This window comes from Arthrobacter sp. KBS0703, from assembly GCF_002008315.2.
GTDB lineage: Bacteria > Actinomycetota > Actinomycetes > Actinomycetales > Micrococcaceae > Arthrobacter.
The window spans coordinates 2,654,696-2,670,829 of sequence record NZ_MVDG02000001.1 but is presented as its reverse complement, the minus strand read 5'-3'; the positions used below and the strand labels follow the sequence as shown (position 1 = coordinate 2,670,829).

Sequence of the window (16,134 nt, the reverse complement as noted above, 5' to 3'; positions counted from 1 at the left end):
CTCTTTCTTCCTGGAGGAATTTTGAAGAACTCACTGCGTGCAAACGCCAAGCGCGGTTCACTCGCCGGCATGGCTTCCGTTGGCGCGGCGGCCCTGCTGCTGACCGGCTGCGGCCCGGCACCCCAAGCAGGCAGTCCGACCGCCACCGCCAGCGACTACACCGGCTGCATCGTGTCCGACTCCGGCGGATTCGACGACCAGTCGTTCAACCAGTCGTCCTACGAGGGCCTGAAGAAGTCTGAGAAGGACCTTGGCATCAAGGTCAACCAGGTCGAGTCCAAGACCAACAACGACTTTGAACCGAACCTTCGGGCCATGGTGTCCGCGGGCTGCAACCTCACCGTGACGGTCGGTTTCCTCCTTGGTGACGCCACGAAGAAGCAGGCCGAGTCCAACCCCAACAGCCACTTCGCCATCATTGACTTCGGCTACGCCAAGCCGATTGCCAACGTCAAGCCCATCATCTACGACACGGCACAGGCCGCCTTCATGGCCGGCTACCTGGCAGCGGCTTCAACGAAGACCGGCACGGTGGCAACCTTCGGCGGCATCAAGATCCCGACGGTCACCATCTTCATGGACGGCTACGCGGACGGCGTGAAGTACTACAACGAGAAGAAGGGCAAGAACGTCAAGCTCCTCGGCTGGGACAAGGCCAAGCAGGACGGCAGCTTCACCGGCGACTTCGAAAAGCAGGACAAGGGCAAGCAGCTGACCCAGAATTTCCTGGACCAGGGTGCTGACGTGGTCATGCCCGTTGCCGGCCCGGTCGGCAAGGGCGCCGGTGCGGCACTCAAGGAAGCCAAGGCCGCAGGCAAGGACGTCAAGCTCATCTGGGTGGACTCCGACGGCTTCCTCACCGCGCCTGACTACAAGGAGATCATGCTGTCCTCGGTCATGAAGCAGATGGGCTCCGCCGTTGAAACGGTCGTCAAGGAAGACAAGGACGGCAAGTTCACCAACGAGCCGTACATCGGCACGCTCGCCAATGAAGGCGTCCAGCTGGCCCCCTTCCACGACCTCGATTCGGCTGTCCCGGCCGACGTTAAGTCGGAGCTGGACCAGATCAAGAAGGACATCGTCGACGGCAAGCTGAAGGTTGAGTCCGCGGCCAGCCCCAAGGCCTAACTTCCTCCGCTAAGCGCCACCGCCCGGATGGTCATTGACTGCACGGGAGGTGGCGCTTTCCGTTGGGCGCCAACGGCTCACGCCATGACTGCAGGCACTAGGCTGGTGCTGCAGCCACATATCCCGTCCGGCCAGCAGTTCCGGACGCAACGAGATTGGTCAGAGTTTTGAAACTTGAACTCAAAGGGATCACCAAAAGCTTCGGCTCCCTGCTCGCCAATGATCACATAGACGTGGTTGTTGAACCCGGACAGATCCATTGTCTGCTGGGCGAGAACGGGGCCGGCAAGTCCACCCTGATGAATGTTCTTTACGGGCTCTATGAGCCCACCGACGGCGAAATCCTCGTCGACGACGAACCGGTAAACTTCCGCGGACCCGGTGACGCCATGGCAGCCGGGATCGGCATGGTGCACCAGCACTTCATGCTGGTGCCCGTGTTCACCGTGGCGGAAAACGTGGCGCTCGGCGCCGAATCCACCAAAGCGGGCGGCTTCCTGAACCTGGACGACACCCGCCGCAAGATCCAGGAGATCTCGGACCGCTACGGGTTCGACGTCGATCCCGACGCCCTCGTGGAAGACCTCCCGGTCGGTGTCCAGCAGCGTGTTGAAATCATCAAGGCGCTCGTCCGCGACGCCAAGGTGCTGATCCTGGACGAGCCCACCGCGGTGCTGACACCGCAGGAGACCGATGAGCTGCTGGACATCATGCGCCAGCTCAAAAGCGGAGGCACGTCCATCGTGTTCATCTCCCACAAACTGCGGGAGGTGAAGGCCGTCTCGGACATCATCACAGTCATCCGGCGCGGCAAGGTGGTGGGGAGTGCCGATCCCGGCGCCTCAACCACCGAGCTGGCCTCGATGATGGTGGGCCGCGCGGTGAGTCTCACCCTGGACAAGGCACCGGCGCAGCCGCAGGAAACCACGTTCGAGGTCAAGGACCTTACCGTCATTGCGCCGAACGGCCACCACACCGTGGACGGCATCAGCTTCAGCATTGCCCGCGGCGAGATCCTCGCCGTCGCAGGCGTCCAGGGTAACGGCCAGACGGAACTCACCGAGGCGATCCTCGGTTTGCAGGAGCGCGTCAGCGGCTCCATCCTGCTCGACGGAAAGGAACTCCTGGGCCGCAGCGTCAAGGAGGTCCTGCACGCCGGCGTCGGCTTCGTGCCGGAGGACCGCAAGGTGGACGGGCTGGTGGGGACGTTCTCCGTGGCCGAAAACCTGGTGCTTGACCTCTACGACAAAGCTCCCTTCGCCAAAGGCATCAGCATGAGCCCGGCCAGGGTCTTGGAGAACGCCAACTCCCGGATCGGCGAATTCGACGTCCGGACGCCGTCGGCCGCGTCTGCCGCCGGAACCCTCTCCGGCGGCAACCAGCAGAAGGTGGTGATGGCACGTGAGCTGTCGCGGCCGCTGCGGCTGTTCATCGCCTCACAGCCCACCCGCGGCGTCGACGTCGGCTCCATCGAGTTCCTGCACCGCCGCATCGTGGCGGAGCGGGACACGGGGACGCCGGTCATGATCGTCTCCACGGAACTCGATGAGGTCATGGAACTCGCCGACCGCATTGCAGTGCTCTACAAGGGCAAGCTCGTGGGCATCGTGCCCGCCGGAACCGGCCGCGACGTCCTGGGCCTCATGATGGCAGGGCTGTCACCCGACGAGGCGCACGCGGACGCCGTTCACCATCGCCCTGTTCTCCACAGCGAGCAGGAAGCGACGTCCCCCTCCCACGCCGAAGGAGGCGACCATGACTGACCAGAACGAGCAGCAGCACCCCGGCGGCACGCCCGCTGGCCCCCAGGCTGACAACCACCAGGCTGACACCCACGACGCCGGCACACACCACGCCGACAAGCATCACACTGACAAGCACCACGTTCCCACGCCCGCGGACGAGGAGACTGCCGCGGTGGTGTCCCTGGACACGGCCGGCGGAGCCATGGGACCCTCCGCGGTTCCGGCCACGGCCCAGAGCGGCAAGATCCCCGGCGGCCCGGACACCCTGGCACGCCGGATCTTCACCGGCAGCGGCATGGTGTCCGTCCTGGCCGTGCTGCTCGCCCTGATTCTCGGCGGACTCCTGATCGCGCTCACGGACAAGCAGGTGGGTGCCACGGCAACGTACCTGCTGGCCCGCCCCGCCGATTTCTTTTCCGCGGTCTGGGATGCCGCCACCCGCTCCTACGTGGCGCTCTTCCAAGGCTCCGTGTTCAATCCCCGCGGCGCCGGCATCGGCGGGCAGTTCGCCCCGCTCATGGAAACGCTGACCATCGCCACGCCCCTCATCACCGCAGGCCTCGGCGTCGCCCTGGCCTTCCGGGCCGGGCTGTTCAACATCGGCGCCCAGGGGCAGATCATCATGGCCGGCATCCTGGCAGCGTGGGCCGGTTTCGCCCTGCACCTGCCCCTGGGCCTGCACCTGCTGCTGGTCCTTGTGGCCGGGATCGTCGGCGGCGCCATCTGGGGCGGCCTGGTGGGTTACCTCAAGGCCCGGACCGGAGCCCACGAGGTCATCCTCACGATCATGTTCAACTACATTGCGCTGTACCTGCTCAGGTATCTCCTGAATACGCCGGCCTTCCAGCGGCCGGGCGAGTCCAACCCGATCTCGCCCATCCTGGACCCCAACGCCGTCTACCCGCAGATCCTTGGCACGCAGTACCGGCTCCACCTCGGATTCCTGCTGGCCATTGCCGCCACGGTCTTCGTATGGTGGCTCCTCAACCGCTCCACCGTGGGTTTTGAGTTCCGGGCCGTCGGCGCCAACCCCAAGGCAGCGCAGACCGCGGGCATCAACGTCTCCCGGTCAACCGTCCTAGTCATGGCTCTCGCCGGCGCCCTCGCAGGCCTTTCCGGCGTGGCCCAGGTGGCCGGCACGGAGAAGGTCCTCACCGACGGCGTCGCCGCCACCTACGGTTTTGACGCCATCACCGTTGCCCTGCTGGGACGCTCGACGCCGTGGGGGACTTTCGCTGCCGGGCTCCTGTTTGGCGCCTTCCGCGCCGGAGCCGTGCAGATGCAGATCCAGACCGGAACCCCGATCGACATCGTGCTCGTCGTCCAGTCGCTGATCGTGCTCTTCATCGCGGCTCCGCCGCTGGTGCGGGCGGTCTTCGGGCTCAACCCGCGGCGCAAGAAGCGGACACCCGCAGGCAGGTCCAAGACGGCAGCAACCACCGGAGGTGCAGCATGAGCACAACATCAACGTCGCCCCTTCCGGGAAAGCCGGGAACCCCGCAGCCGGCTGAAGAGCGCCAGCAGGCCACCTCAGCGAAGCCCGTCACGTGGAAGGTTCCCGTTCTTCTGTCCGTCCTGGGCACCCTGGCATTCATCTTCTTCGGCCTCATGGGGCCCAACCAGACGGCAGGCTTCGGGCTGTCCTCCAGCGGGGACTTCTTCCAGCTGCCCGCCGTCGAAGTGCCGGCCTTCCTGGGCGGCATCGTCCTCTCGGTCCTGATGCTCGGCCTGGCCGGGTACGCCGTGTACCTCAAGACGAAGGACCAGCCCGCGCCGCGCTGGCTCCCGGTCACCTTCACCGTGCTGTTCGTGGCCGCCTTCCTGATCTGGGTGGTGGGTGGTGCCCGCACTCCCAGCATCTCCCTCGCAGGCCTCATCGCAGGCTCGGTGACCCTCGCGGTCCCGCTGGTCTTCGGATCCCTTTCCGGCGTGCTGTGCGAGCGGGTGGGCGTCGTGAACATCGCCATTGAGGGCCAGCTGCTGGGCGGAGCCTTCACCGCGGCATTGGTCGCATCCATGACCAGGAGCCCCTTCCTCGGGCTGCTGGCCGCGGCCGTGGCGGGCGCCGCCGTTTCCATGGTGCTGGCGCTGTTCAGCATCAAGTACCTCGTCAACCAGATCATCGTCGGCGTGGTCCTGAACGTGCTGGTCTCCGGCCTGACGGGCTTCCTGTTCAACACGGTGATGCAGGCGGACAAGGCCACGTTCAACTCGCCGGGCCGGTTGCCCATCATCGACATCCCGGTGCTGTCCAGCATCCCGGTACTAGGTCCCATCCTCTTCAAACAGTCCGTGGTGGGCTACCTCATGTACATCGCCGTCATCGTGGTGTGGGTCGGGCTGTTCAAGACGAAGTGGGGCCTCCGTGTCCGGGCCGTCGGCGAGCACCCGCAGGCCGCGGACACCATGGGCATCAAGGTGAACTCCACCCGGTTCTGGAACGTCACCCTGGGCGGCGCCATTGCCGGCATCGGCGGATCGTTCTTCACGCTGGTGGCGATCGACAGCTTCACGGAGGAGATTTCCGGCGGACGCGGCTTCATCGCCCTGGCGGCGCTCATCTTTGGACGCTGGAACCCCATCGGCGCCTTTTTCGCCTCCCTGCTGTTCGGCTTCGCGGACAACCTGCAGAGCATCGTGACCATCATCGGCACGCCGGTTCCCAGCCAGTTCATGGCCATGCTGCCGTACCTCGTAACCGTCCTGGCCGTGGCCGGCCTGGTCGGCAGGTCACGTCCGCCGGCGGCCAGCGGCATCCCCTACGTCAAGGGCTGACGGCCGTGGACAGTGAAACGTCCGACGTCGATTGGCCGGCTCTGGAGGCCGCCGCCGTCGGCGCCATGAAGAATGCTTACGCCCCCTATTCGAAGTTCCCGGTGGGGGCGGCGGCCTTCACCACTGACGGCCGGATCGTGAGCGGCTGCAACGTCGAGAACGCCAGCTACGGGCTGACCCTGTGCGCGGAGTGTGCGCTCGTGGGCAACCTGCAGATGACCGGCGGCGGGCTGCTGCGGGCCTTTTACTGCGTGGACGGCGGCGGCAACGTTCTGATGCCCTGCGGACGCTGCCGCCAACTGCTGTACGAATTCCGGGCTCCGGGCATGGAGCTCATGACCACTCAGGGAATCAAGACCATGGACCAGGTGCTGCCCGACGCATTTGGCCCCCAACATCTGGAGGAAACCCGGTGACCCAGAAGACCGAGGCGTTTGACGCCGTCGACATCATCCGTACGAAGCGCGACAAGGGCGTCCTGAGCCCCGAACAGATCGACTGGACGATCGACGCCTACACGCGCGGCGTCATCGCCGACGAACAGATGGCGGCGCTGAACATGGCCATCCTGCTCAACGGGATGGACCGGTCGGAGATCTCCCGCTGGACCGCTGCCATGATTGCCTCGGGCGAGCGGATGGACTTCTCCGCCCTCCGGCGGCCCGACGGCGGCGTCAAGGCCACGAGCGACAAGCACTCCACGGGCGGCGTGGGGGACAAGATCACGCTCCCGCTGGCGCCCCTCGTGGCCGTCTTCGGCGTGGCGGTTCCGCAGCTATCCGGACGCGGGCTGGGCCACACCGGCGGCACGCTCGACAAGTTGGAGTCCATCCCGGGCTGGCGGGCCGCACTGAGCAACGACGAGATGATGGCCCAGCTCCAGGACGTCGGCGCCGTGATCTGCGCTGCCGGTGCCGGCCTTGCCCCGGCGGACAAGAAGCTCTATTCGCTCCGCGACGTCACGGGAACCGTCGAGGCCATTCCGCTGATCGCGTCGTCGATCATGAGCAAGAAAATAGCCGAGGGCACGGGCTCGCTTGTGCTCGACGTGAAGGTGGGCAGCGGCGCGTTCATGAAGGACGAGGCACGGGCGCGGGAGCTGGCCGAGACCATGGTGGCCCTCGGCAAGGACGCCGGCGTGAACACGGTGGCGCTGCTGACCAACATGAACACGCCCCTGGGACTGACCGCGGGGAACGCCATCGAGGTGGAGGAATCCGTCGAGGTCCTGGCCGGCGGCGGCCCGGAGGACGTCGTCGAACTGACCGTCCGGCTCGCGGAGGAGATGCTGGCGTGCGCCGGAATCCGCGACGCCGACCCCGCCGCAGCCCTCAAGGACGGCCGGGCCATGGACGTCTGGAACCGGATGATCGGGGCGCAGGGAGGAGACCCGAGGGCGAAGCTGCCCGTCGCCAGGGAAACTGAGACTATTTACGCCCCGGCCGACGGCGTCCTCGTGGAACTTGATGCGATGGCAGTCGGCGTGGCCGCCTGGCGGCTGGGGGCAGGCCGTGCCCGCAAGGAGGACGCGGTGCAGGCAGGCGCCGGAGTCCGCATGCACGCCAAGCCCGGCGCCGCCGTGCGCGCCGGCGAGCCGCTCATGACCCTGCTGACGGACACCCCCGAGAAGTTCGCCCGGGCGAAGGAGGCACTTGACAACGCCGTCACCATCGCGCCGGAAGGCTCGCGCCCGGCACAGCAGCTGATCATTGACCGTATAGCCTGAACCCGTGCAGGCCATCAACGACTTCATCCTTGCTGCCGCCGGGCAGCCCTGGGTCCTGCTCCTTGTCCTGGCCTGCTGCGTCATTGACGGCTTTTTTCCGCCCATTCCCAGCGAATCCGTCGTGGTGGGGCTTGCTGCCGTCGCATCGACGGCGCATGTCCCCAACCCGTGGCTCCTCATCGCCGTCGCGGCCCTGGGGGCGTTCACGGGGGACAACACCGCCTACCTGATCGGCCGCGGCGTCGGCACCACACGCTGGCGCTGGATGCGGGGGCCGCGCATGCAGCGGGCGTTCCGGTGGGCCGGGCGCGAACTGCGGAAGCGTCCGGCGTCACTGATCCTCGTGGCCCGGTTTGTTCCGATCGGCCGGGTAGCCGTCAACCTGACCGCCGGCGCCACGCATTACTCGCGGCCACGGTTCATCGGGATGACCGTGCTGTCCGCCAGTCTGTGGGCCACGTACTCCGTGGCGATCGGACTGTTTTTCGGGCAGTGGTTCGAGCACAACCACCTGCTCGGCGCCGCCATCGCCATAGCCTGCGCCATCGTCCTGGGGATACTGGTGGACATGGCGTTGGCGAAGTTGCGGGGGCGGTTGCCGGATCCGTCCAGTGAGGGGTAATTTCCCGAGCAGGGCGTAGCGGACTATGCTGCGGCCATGGGACACTAAAGAGCGATTTGCGTCACTAATTGTTTTGGTCATTTTCCGCTAGGAGCAACACCCGCGTGGAGTTTATTAATGAGGCCGTGCTCCATGCAGCGGGTCAGTGGTGGATTTACCCTGTATTGCTCGTGTTCTTTTTCGTGGACGGCTTTGCAATGGTCGTTCCCAGCGAGACGCTCATTGTTGCGCTGTCGGCCTTCTCGCGGAACAGCGGCAATCCTAACCTTTGGGTTCTCGGGCTGACGGCGCTCGTAGGCGCCATGGCCGGCGATAACATGGCCTACCTCCTGGGACGGAAGATCGGCTTGGACCGCTGGAAGTGGATGCGCCGGCCGAAAGTTCAGAAGGCCTTCGGCTGGGCACGCTACGAACTCGAAAAGCGCGGGGCCGTGCTCATCTTCACGGCACGCTACATCCCCTGGGGACGCGTGGCGGTCAACTACGTCGCCGGCACCACTGGATTCCCACACCGCCGGTTCTTCGTGCTGGACGCCTTCGCCTGCCTCACGTGGGTAGGGTATTCCATCGGTATCGGGATCGTGGCCAGTTCGTTTTCGTTGCTGCACGACTATCCGCTTCTCGGTGCGGGCATTGCCGTTGTCTTCGCCATCATCCTGGGAATCTTCATCGACCACATGCTCCGCTGGTGGCACAAGAGGCTCGGACGCAACGACGCCGTCACGGCACCGGAAACCCGGGCGGAGGAGCCCGAAAGGGGCGCTGAAAGCACCGTTGACGGAACAGGCGATGCCGGCCGCATGGCCCGCGCCGTGCCTGTCGCGGCTGCGGCCGACGCCGAATCCGGGCGCTAAACCGGGGACGCGGGAAGGCCGTTGGCATTGCAGGCGGTCCAACCCTAGAGTTGGTACGTGACTGAGCCAATCGTTGACGCTGCCCCTGCCCTAGACTTCGACCTGAAGAGCCTTCCCAAGGTTTCCCTTCACGACCACCTGGACGGGGGACTCCGCCCGGCCACCATCATTGAGCTGGCCGAGGCCGCTGGCCACACGCTCCCCTCGACCGACCCCACTGCGCTCGGCGTGTGGTTCCGCGAGTCCGCGGATTCCGGCTCCCTGGTCCGCTACCTCGAGACTTTCGACCACACTGTCGCCGTGATGCAGACCAAGGAAAGCCTGGCCCGGGTGGCCAAGGAATTCGTGGAGGACCTCGCGGACGACGGCGTGGTGTACGGCGAGGTCCGCTGGGCGCCGGAGCAGCACCTGCAGCAGGGCCTGACCCTGGACGAAGCCGTCGAGGCCGTCCAGGAAGGCCTGGAAGCCGGGGTAGACGCTGTTGCCGAGACCGGACGTGAGATCCAGGTGGGACAGCTGATCACCGCCATGCGCCACGCCGACCGCGGCCAGGAAATCGCCGAACTCGCCGTCCGCCATCGTGACAAGGGCGCCGTCGGCTTCGACATTGCCGGAGCCGAAGATGGCTTCCTTCCCTCGCGTTTCCGTGAGGCATTCACGTTCCTGGCTGAGAACAACTTCCCCGCCACGGTCCATGCGGGCGAGGCAGCTGGCCTCGAGAGCATCCAGTCGGCGCTTGTGGACGGCCGGGCGCTCCGCCTTGGCCACGGCGTCCGCATTGCCGAGGACATCATGGTGGAGTTCGAGGACGAAGACGCCGATGACGATGACGAAACCGATGACAACATCGGCCTCGTGACGCTGGGCAACCTCTCCAGCTGGGTCCGCGACCGCGGCATCGCCCTGGAAATCTGCCCGTCCTCCAACCTTCAGACAGGCGCCATCGCGGGCTTCGGCGAAGGCATCGAAAGCCACCCGCTCGACATGCTCTACCAGCTCGGCTTCAACGTCACCATCAACACGGACAACCGCCTCATGAGCGGCGTGACGCTCACCGACGAGTTCGAGCTGCTCGTGGAGACGTTCGACTATGACCTCGACGACCTGCTGGAACTCACGCTCAACGCCGCTGAGGCCTCCTTCCTGCCGCTGGAGGAAAGGGAAGCACTGGTGGAGTACATCAACGACGCCTACGCCAACCTTGGCTGAAACCCCGTCCGAGGCGCCCGCCGAAGGGCCGGTGGGGGAGCTTCTCGACGTGATCGCCGCCCTCCGCGAGCATTGCCCGTGGATGGCGGCGCTCACCCACGGGTCGCTCGTGGAGTACCTCCTCGAGGAGGCTTATGAGGTGGCCGAGACCATCGAAACGGGCGCCGATGAAGCGGAACTCCAAGGCGAACTGGGTGATGTGCTGCTCCAGGTGGTGCTGCACGCCCGGCTTGCCGAGGAGCGCGGCACCTTCGCTTTCGGCGACGTCGTCCGCGGCATTACCGCCAAGATGATCCGCCGCAACCCCCATGTCTTCCGGCCGGACGGCTCCCTGCAGGATAGTTTCCCCGCCACCGTGGAGGAGATTGTGCTGAAATGGGACGCGGTCAAGAAAGCCGAACGGCCCGAACGGCTCAACCATTTTGAGGGCATCCCGGGTGCGTTGCCTGCGCTTGCCCGGGCGCAGAAGACCCTCGATCGGGCACAAAGGGCAGGCCGGGCACCGAACGTTGGGCTTGCCCATCCGCTCGTTGAGCTTGCCGAAACCTGCGACACCGAGAACCAGCTAGGCGAGCTGCTGCTCGCCATCGTCGGCTCCGCCCGTAGCAGGGGATTCGACGCCGAACGCGCCCTCCGCGGGGCCGTGCGGCGGTACCAAAACACGGAATCACCGGGATCATGACGTCCGGGTGATGGATAGGTTTCCGTAACGTGCACCACTCTCGACTACGCTAGTCCCTGACGAGGACGTCGAGATTTTCCGCTAGTTTCCCAGTAAATCGCTTCACCATAAGGAGCATATTCATGGCGCTTATCGATGCCATCCACGCCCGCGAGATCCTCGATTCCCGTGGCAACCCGACCGTCGAAGTTGAAGTTCTGCTGTCCGACGGCCAGATCGGCCGGGCAGCAGTTCCCTCCGGCGCTTCCACCGGCGAACACGAGGCCGTTGAACTCCGCGACGGCGACAAAGGCCGCTACCTCGGCAAGGGCGTCCAGAAGGCCGTTGACGCCGTCATCGATCAGATCGCCCCGGCGCTGACCGGTTTCGACGCTACCGACCAGCGCAGCATCGACCAGGCCATGATCGACCTGGACGGCACCCCCAACAAGGGCAAGCTCGGCGCCAACGCCATCCTGGGTGTTTCCCTCGCCGTGGCCAACGCCGCCGCCGCCTCCGCGGACCTGCCGCTGTACAAGTACCTCGGCGGCCCCAACGCGCACGTCCTGCCCGTTCCGCTGATGAACATCCTCAACGGCGGCTCGCACGCCGACTCCGACGTGGACATCCAGGAATTCATGATCGTCCCGATCGGCGCCGAGACCTTCTCCGAGGGCCTGCGCTGGGGCGTTGAGGTCTACCACAACCTCAAGTCCGTCCTGCAGGCCAAGGGCCTCTCCACCGGCCTCGGCGACGAGGGCGGCTTCGCGCCGAACCTGCCGTCCAACCGTGCCGCCCTGGACCTGATCCAGGAAGCCATCAAGAACGCCGGCTACACCCCGGGCAAGGACATCGCCCTGGCCCTGGACGTCGCCTCCTCCGAGTTCTTCACCGACGGTGCCTACCAGTTCGAGGGCAAGGCCCTGACGGCTACCGAGATGAGCGCCTACTACGCCGAGCTCGTGGCCGACTACCCGCTGGTTTCCATCGAGGACCCGCTGGACGAGAACGACTGGGAAGGCTGGAAGACCCTCACCGACACGATCGGCGACAACGTCCAGCTGGTGGGCGATGACCTCTTCGTCACCAACCCTGCCATCCTGCAGCGCGGCATCGACACCAAGACCGCCAACTCCCTCCTCGTCAAGGTCAACCAGATCGGCTCCCTGACCGAGACCCTGGACGCCGTCTCCCTCGCCCAGCGCGCGGGTTACACCACCATCACCTCGCACCGCTCCGGCGAAACCGAGGACACCACCATTGCTGACATCTCCGTTGCCACCAACGCGGGACAGATCAAGACCGGTGCCCCCGCACGCTCCGAGCGCGTTGCCAAGTACAACCAGCTGCTGCGCATCGAAGAAGAACTCGACGACGCCGCACGCTACGCCGGCCGCAGCGCCTTCCCGCGTTTCAAGGGCTAGTTAGCCGCGAAAACCCGTAACCGGTGGCTATGGTTGAAAGACCATAGCCACCGGTTCTCGTTTAAGGTGGCTGCCCGTCCAGGCCACAGACAAGCGCCACACGTTCACAGGAGTGTCATGGCTACCCGCCGTCCCAAAGTTCCCCGGGTGACCCCAGCAGCACCGCAGTCCCACCCCGGCTCCGCCGGGGGCGACGTCATCCAGGCGGACTTCGGCGGCCACCGTCCGGGAGACACGCACCGCGCGGCGGACGCTGCGCACGGCCGGGGGGAAGCCGCCCGGGAAAGGGACTCGAGCGCGACATCTGCCGGGCCAGCGAACGCCAAGGGTGCAGCAAAGAGTACCCCCGTCAGCACCGGGCCGGCCAAGGAACGGGTGAAGGGAACCGCCGGGAACGGTCGCGTGAAGTCCGCATCCGCCGGGACTGCAGCGGCCGACGAATCCCTCGACCCGGTCCCTGCAAAGGCCTTCTCCGGGCGCATGCTGGCGCTGGCCGTCGTCATGATTGCCATCACCATCATGCTGGCGCCCACCGTAAAGATCTTCATTGACAAGCGCGCCGAAATTGCGGCGCTGGAAGCGGATATCGCGGCCAGCAAGGCGGACCAGGACAACCTCAAACGGCAGGTCTCGCGCTGGCAGGATCCGAACTACGTCAAGCAACAGGCCCGGGACCGCATTAACATGGTTATGCCGGGAGAGACCGGCTACTGGGTGTTCGGCAGCGATCTGCCGGCCGGCGCGTCAGGCAGCCAGCCCGGTGCAGCAGCAGCACAAGACCCCGCCGACCTGCCGTGGGTGGATTCCCTGTGGGAGTCCATCAGGCGCTCGGCAACAGACTAGGAGCGGCGCCCGCCGCGGGACTGCCTCAAAGGAGGCGGCCAGAACCGGGCAGGAAGGACGGCCGCGCCAGTGGACGAGAACACGGCAACCGCGCCGGAGGAATCCAGCCAGCCATCGGCACACGACCTTGATGTGCTCAGCCGCCAGCTCGGGAGGCCCGTCCGCGACGTCGTTGAGATCCCGGCGCGCTGCGTCTGCGGCAACCCCCTCGTGGCCGCCACGGCTCCGCGCCTGAGTAACGGGACCCCGTTCCCCACCACCTTCTACCTGACGCACCCCGTCATCACGTCCGCCGTGTCCCGGCTGGAAGCTGCGGGCCTCATGAACGAGATGAATGACCGGCTGACCGCGGACGAGCCGCTGGCAGCCGCCTACCGGGCTGCCCACGAGGCGTACCTGGCGGCACGCGCTGCGATCGGTGCCCGCTCCGGCATCGCTGAGGTCCCCGAAATCGACGGCGTCTCGGCCGGAGGAATGCCCACCCGCGTCAAGTGCCTCCACGTCCTCGTGGGGCACTCGCTCGCGGCCGGTCACGGCGTCAACCCCCTCGGCGACGAGGCCATCGCCGCCATCGCCGAGTGGTGGACGGCCGACCGCTGCTACTGTGACGGCGCGTGGGACACCGACGGCGAAGCGCCGTCCCGGGACCTCAGCCGCCACGGGCCCCAGGGCCTCCCCGCCATCGTCGGGCGGCCTGCGCCGGTCAGGAAGGCCGCGGCCCAGGAGGCCGCAGGCCACGAGTCCGCAGGCCATGAGACCGCCACGGAGGCAGGAAAATGACCACCGTTGCCGCCATCGACTGCGGCACCAACTCCATCCGCCTGCTGATCGCCGACGTGGACCGCAGCAACGGGACCACGAAACTCACCGACCTCGTGCGGGACATGCGTGTGGTGCGGCTGGGCCAGGGCGTGGATGCCACCGGCGAGCTGGCGCCCGAGGCGCTGGAGCGCACGTTTGCGGCCACCGCGGAGTATGCAGAGCTGATCCGCCAGTACAGTGCCGAGAGAGTCCGCTTCGTGGCAACCTCCGCCAGCCGGGACGCCCGCAACCGCCAGGTATTCGTGGACGGCATCCGCAGCCTCCTGGGCGTCGAACCCGAAGTGATCTCCGGTGACGAGGAAGCAGCCCTGTCCTTTGCCGGGGCCAGCAGCGTCCTGCCAATCGCGGGCGATGACCGCGTGCTGGTGGTGGACCTGGGCGGCGGCAGCACGGAGTTCGTGCTGGGCGATGCCGGGGGAGTGCTGGCCGCCAGGTCCGTGGACATCGGCTGCGTCAGGCTCACCGAACGCCATCTCAAGGGAGATCCGCCCACTGCCGAGCAGGTCGCCGCAGCGGAAGCCGACGTCGACGCCGCCATCACCGAAGCGGGGCTGGACGTTCCGCTGGAACGCAGCACCGCCGTCGTCGGGGTTGCCGGTTCCATCACCACCATCACCGCGCATGCGCTGAAGCTTCCGGGGTACCTGCCGGCAGCCATTCACGGAGCCGAACTGTCCATCGGCACCATCCAGGCGGCAGCGACGGACCTGCTGGAGATGACCAGGGCGCAGCGCGCGGAACTGCCCTACATGCACCCGGGCAGGGTAGACGTGATCGGCGCCGGCGCCCTGGTCTGGCGGCGGATCCTCACCAGGATGGGTGAGCTGAGCGGCGGCCGCATCATTACGGCCACCGCCAGCGAGCACGATATTCTTGACGGAATTGCCCTGAGTGTCAGCTAGTCAGGCACCAGCCAACCGAGTATTGGATCTTGAATGACCAGAGCAACAGCCCGGCTCCGCCGGACGGTCTCGGCTCTCCTGTCGGCGACGATCATCGGGGGCATCGCTGCCACGGTGGTCGCAACAGCCCCCGCGGCGCAGGCCGACACCTGGCGCGACAAGGAGTATTGGCTCAAGGAAGCCGGCATCACCAAGGCGTGGGAGGTCTCCAAGGGAGCCAACGTCAAGGTGGCCGTGATCGACAGCGGCGTGGACGCCAACCACCCGGATCTCAAAGGCGTCCTTGCTGGCGGGCATGACGTCTCCGGCGCGGGAACCAGCGACGGGCGGAAGAGCATCGGCGCCAAGCCCGAACACGGCACGCTCGTGGCCACCATGCTTGCCGGCCGCGGGCACCAGCCCAAGAAGGCCGCCAGCGCAAAACCCAGCCCCAGCGCCACGCCGTCCAAGAACATGCCGGACGGCATCATGGGTGTGGCACCTGAAGCCGAGATCCTCTCCGTTTCAACGTGGCTCGGCTCGGCCAATCCCGGCGGAAAAAGCGACCAGGACCAGATCCCGGAGGCCGTCCGCTGGGCCGTGGACAACGGCGCGAAAGTCATCAACATTTCGCTGGGCAGCACTTCCCCGGAATGGCCGCAGAGCTGGGACGCCGCATTCCTGTATGCCGAACAGAAAGACGTGGTGATCGTCGCGGCGGCAGGCAACAGGGTCGGCGGAAACGTGCAGGTTGGGGCGCCGGCCACCATCCCCGGCGTGCTGACCGTGGCCGGCCTGGACCGCGGCGGCGCCGCCAGCACCGACTCGTCCTCCCAGGGCATCAGCATCGGCGTTGCGGCTCCGGCGGAGAAACTCGTCGGAGGGCTTCCGGGAGGCAGCTACGCCGAATGGGCCGGAACATCAGGAGCCACCCCCATCGTGTCCGGCGTAGCCGCCCTGATCCGGTCCAAGTGGCCGCAGATGAGCGCCAAGCAGGTCATCAACCGGATCGTCTCCACGGCCAAGGACGCGGGCGCCCCGGGCAAGGATCCGCTCTACGGCTTCGGCGTGCTCAACGCGGAGGCGGCACTGACGGAGAACGTCGCCGAGACCCAAAGCAATCCGCTGGGGTCTATCTCAGACTGGATCCGCGTGCACCGCCGCGGAAACCTTGCCACGCCCACTCCTGTTCCACCAGCCGAGGCGCCGAGCGCCCACCCCACCCTGCCCGAGGCGACCGTCCCTGTGGCCCAGCCGCCGTCCCGGCTCGACAGCGCACTGCCAGCCGCCGTGGTCCTAGGTTTCGGCGGACTCTTCCTGGCCATCATTGTGGCCGCCGCCATCCAGCTGCGCCGCGTGTACCGGGGTTCAGACGGGAGCCGGGACGAGACCGAGACCGGCGTGCTGGACAAGGTGGACCCGGGCGGACCGACCAGTTAGTGAA

The 16,134-nt window shown here is 66.5% G+C and carries 15 protein-coding genes; all 15 read left to right on the top strand.

The genetic code is table 11. The features are described 5' to 3' along the window. Positions 1-69 precede the first annotated feature (69 nt). The 15 genes from B1A87_RS12480 (at position 70) to B1A87_RS12410 (ending at position 16,130) form a co-directional block, all read left to right on the top strand. Positions 70-1,128 (top strand): BMP family protein, encoded by a 1,059-nt coding sequence (locus B1A87_RS12480; RefSeq protein WP_185982312.1) that lies wholly within the window; start codon positions 70-72, stop codon positions 1,126-1,128. A gap of 167 nt (positions 1,129-1,295) precedes the next feature. Next, the gene (locus tag B1A87_RS12475; RefSeq protein ID WP_078030151.1) at positions 1,296-2,891 is read left to right on the top strand and encodes an ABC transporter ATP-binding protein; all 1,596 of its coding nucleotides are present in this window, start codon (positions 1,296-1,298) and stop codon (positions 2,889-2,891) included. Next, on the top strand, positions 2,884-4,329 hold the full coding sequence (locus B1A87_RS12470; RefSeq protein WP_260680816.1) for an ABC transporter permease: 1,446 nt from the start codon (positions 2,884-2,886) through the stop codon (positions 4,327-4,329). The genes B1A87_RS12475 and B1A87_RS12470 overlap by 8 nt, the downstream gene beginning before the upstream one ends. Beyond that, the gene (locus B1A87_RS12465) at positions 4,326-5,648 is read left to right on the top strand and encodes an ABC transporter permease (RefSeq protein ID WP_078030150.1); all 1,323 of its coding nucleotides are present in this window, start codon (positions 4,326-4,328) and stop codon (positions 5,646-5,648) included. Before B1A87_RS12470 ends, B1A87_RS12465 begins: the two co-directional genes overlap by 4 nt. Then, positions 5,645-6,064 carry a cytidine deaminase gene (locus B1A87_RS12460; protein ID WP_395940271.1) on the top strand — a complete coding sequence of 140 codons (420 nt, stop codon included), beginning with the start codon at positions 5,645-5,647 and terminating at the stop codon, positions 6,062-6,064. The genes B1A87_RS12465 and B1A87_RS12460 overlap by 4 nt, the downstream gene beginning before the upstream one ends. Next, the gene (locus tag B1A87_RS12455) at positions 6,061-7,374 is read left to right on the top strand and encodes a thymidine phosphorylase (RefSeq protein WP_078030148.1); all 1,314 of its coding nucleotides are present in this window, start codon (positions 6,061-6,063) and stop codon (positions 7,372-7,374) included. The genes B1A87_RS12460 and B1A87_RS12455 overlap by 4 nt, the downstream gene beginning before the upstream one ends. Before the next feature lie 4 nt (positions 7,375-7,378). Further along, entirely contained in the window at positions 7,379-7,996 is a 618-nt protein-coding gene (locus tag B1A87_RS12450; RefSeq protein WP_078030147.1) for a DedA family protein, read from the top strand. Between the two features lie 104 nt (positions 7,997-8,100). Next, positions 8,101-8,850 (top strand): DedA family protein, encoded by a 750-nt coding sequence (locus B1A87_RS12445; RefSeq protein WP_078030146.1) that lies wholly within the window; start codon positions 8,101-8,103, stop codon positions 8,848-8,850. Positions 8,851-8,907: 57 nt separating this feature from the next. Continuing rightward, on the top strand, positions 8,908-10,059 hold the full coding sequence (locus B1A87_RS12440) for an adenosine deaminase (RefSeq protein WP_078030145.1): 1,152 nt from the start codon (positions 8,908-8,910) through the stop codon (positions 10,057-10,059). Positions 10,060-10,141: 82 nt separating this feature from the next. Then, positions 10,142-10,741: a MazG nucleotide pyrophosphohydrolase domain-containing protein gene (locus B1A87_RS12435; protein ID WP_078030209.1), complete on the top strand. Its 600-nt coding sequence runs from the start codon at positions 10,142-10,144 to the stop codon at positions 10,739-10,741. A gap of 122 nt (positions 10,742-10,863) precedes the next feature. Continuing rightward, positions 10,864-12,144, top strand: coding sequence for a phosphopyruvate hydratase (eno, locus tag B1A87_RS12430; protein ID WP_078030144.1), 1,281 nt, complete (start codon positions 10,864-10,866; stop codon positions 12,142-12,144). A gap of 117 nt (positions 12,145-12,261) precedes the next feature. Then, complete coding sequence (locus tag B1A87_RS12425; RefSeq protein ID WP_078030143.1) at positions 12,262-12,987, top strand: septum formation initiator family protein; 726 nt, start codon at positions 12,262-12,264, stop codon at positions 12,985-12,987. Positions 12,988-13,056: 69 nt separating this feature from the next. Then, the gene (locus B1A87_RS12420) at positions 13,057-13,767 is read left to right on the top strand and encodes a DUF501 domain-containing protein (protein ID WP_078030142.1); all 711 of its coding nucleotides are present in this window, start codon (positions 13,057-13,059) and stop codon (positions 13,765-13,767) included. Then, positions 13,764-14,711, top strand: a complete 948-nt coding sequence (locus tag B1A87_RS12415) for a Ppx/GppA phosphatase family protein (protein ID WP_078030141.1) — start codon at positions 13,764-13,766, stop codon at positions 14,709-14,711. Before B1A87_RS12420 ends, B1A87_RS12415 begins: the two co-directional genes overlap by 4 nt. Before the next feature lie 33 nt (positions 14,712-14,744). Beyond that, entirely contained in the window at positions 14,745-16,130 is a 1,386-nt protein-coding gene (locus B1A87_RS12410) for a S8 family serine peptidase (protein ID WP_078030140.1), read from the top strand. Positions 16,131-16,134 lie beyond the last annotated feature (4 nt).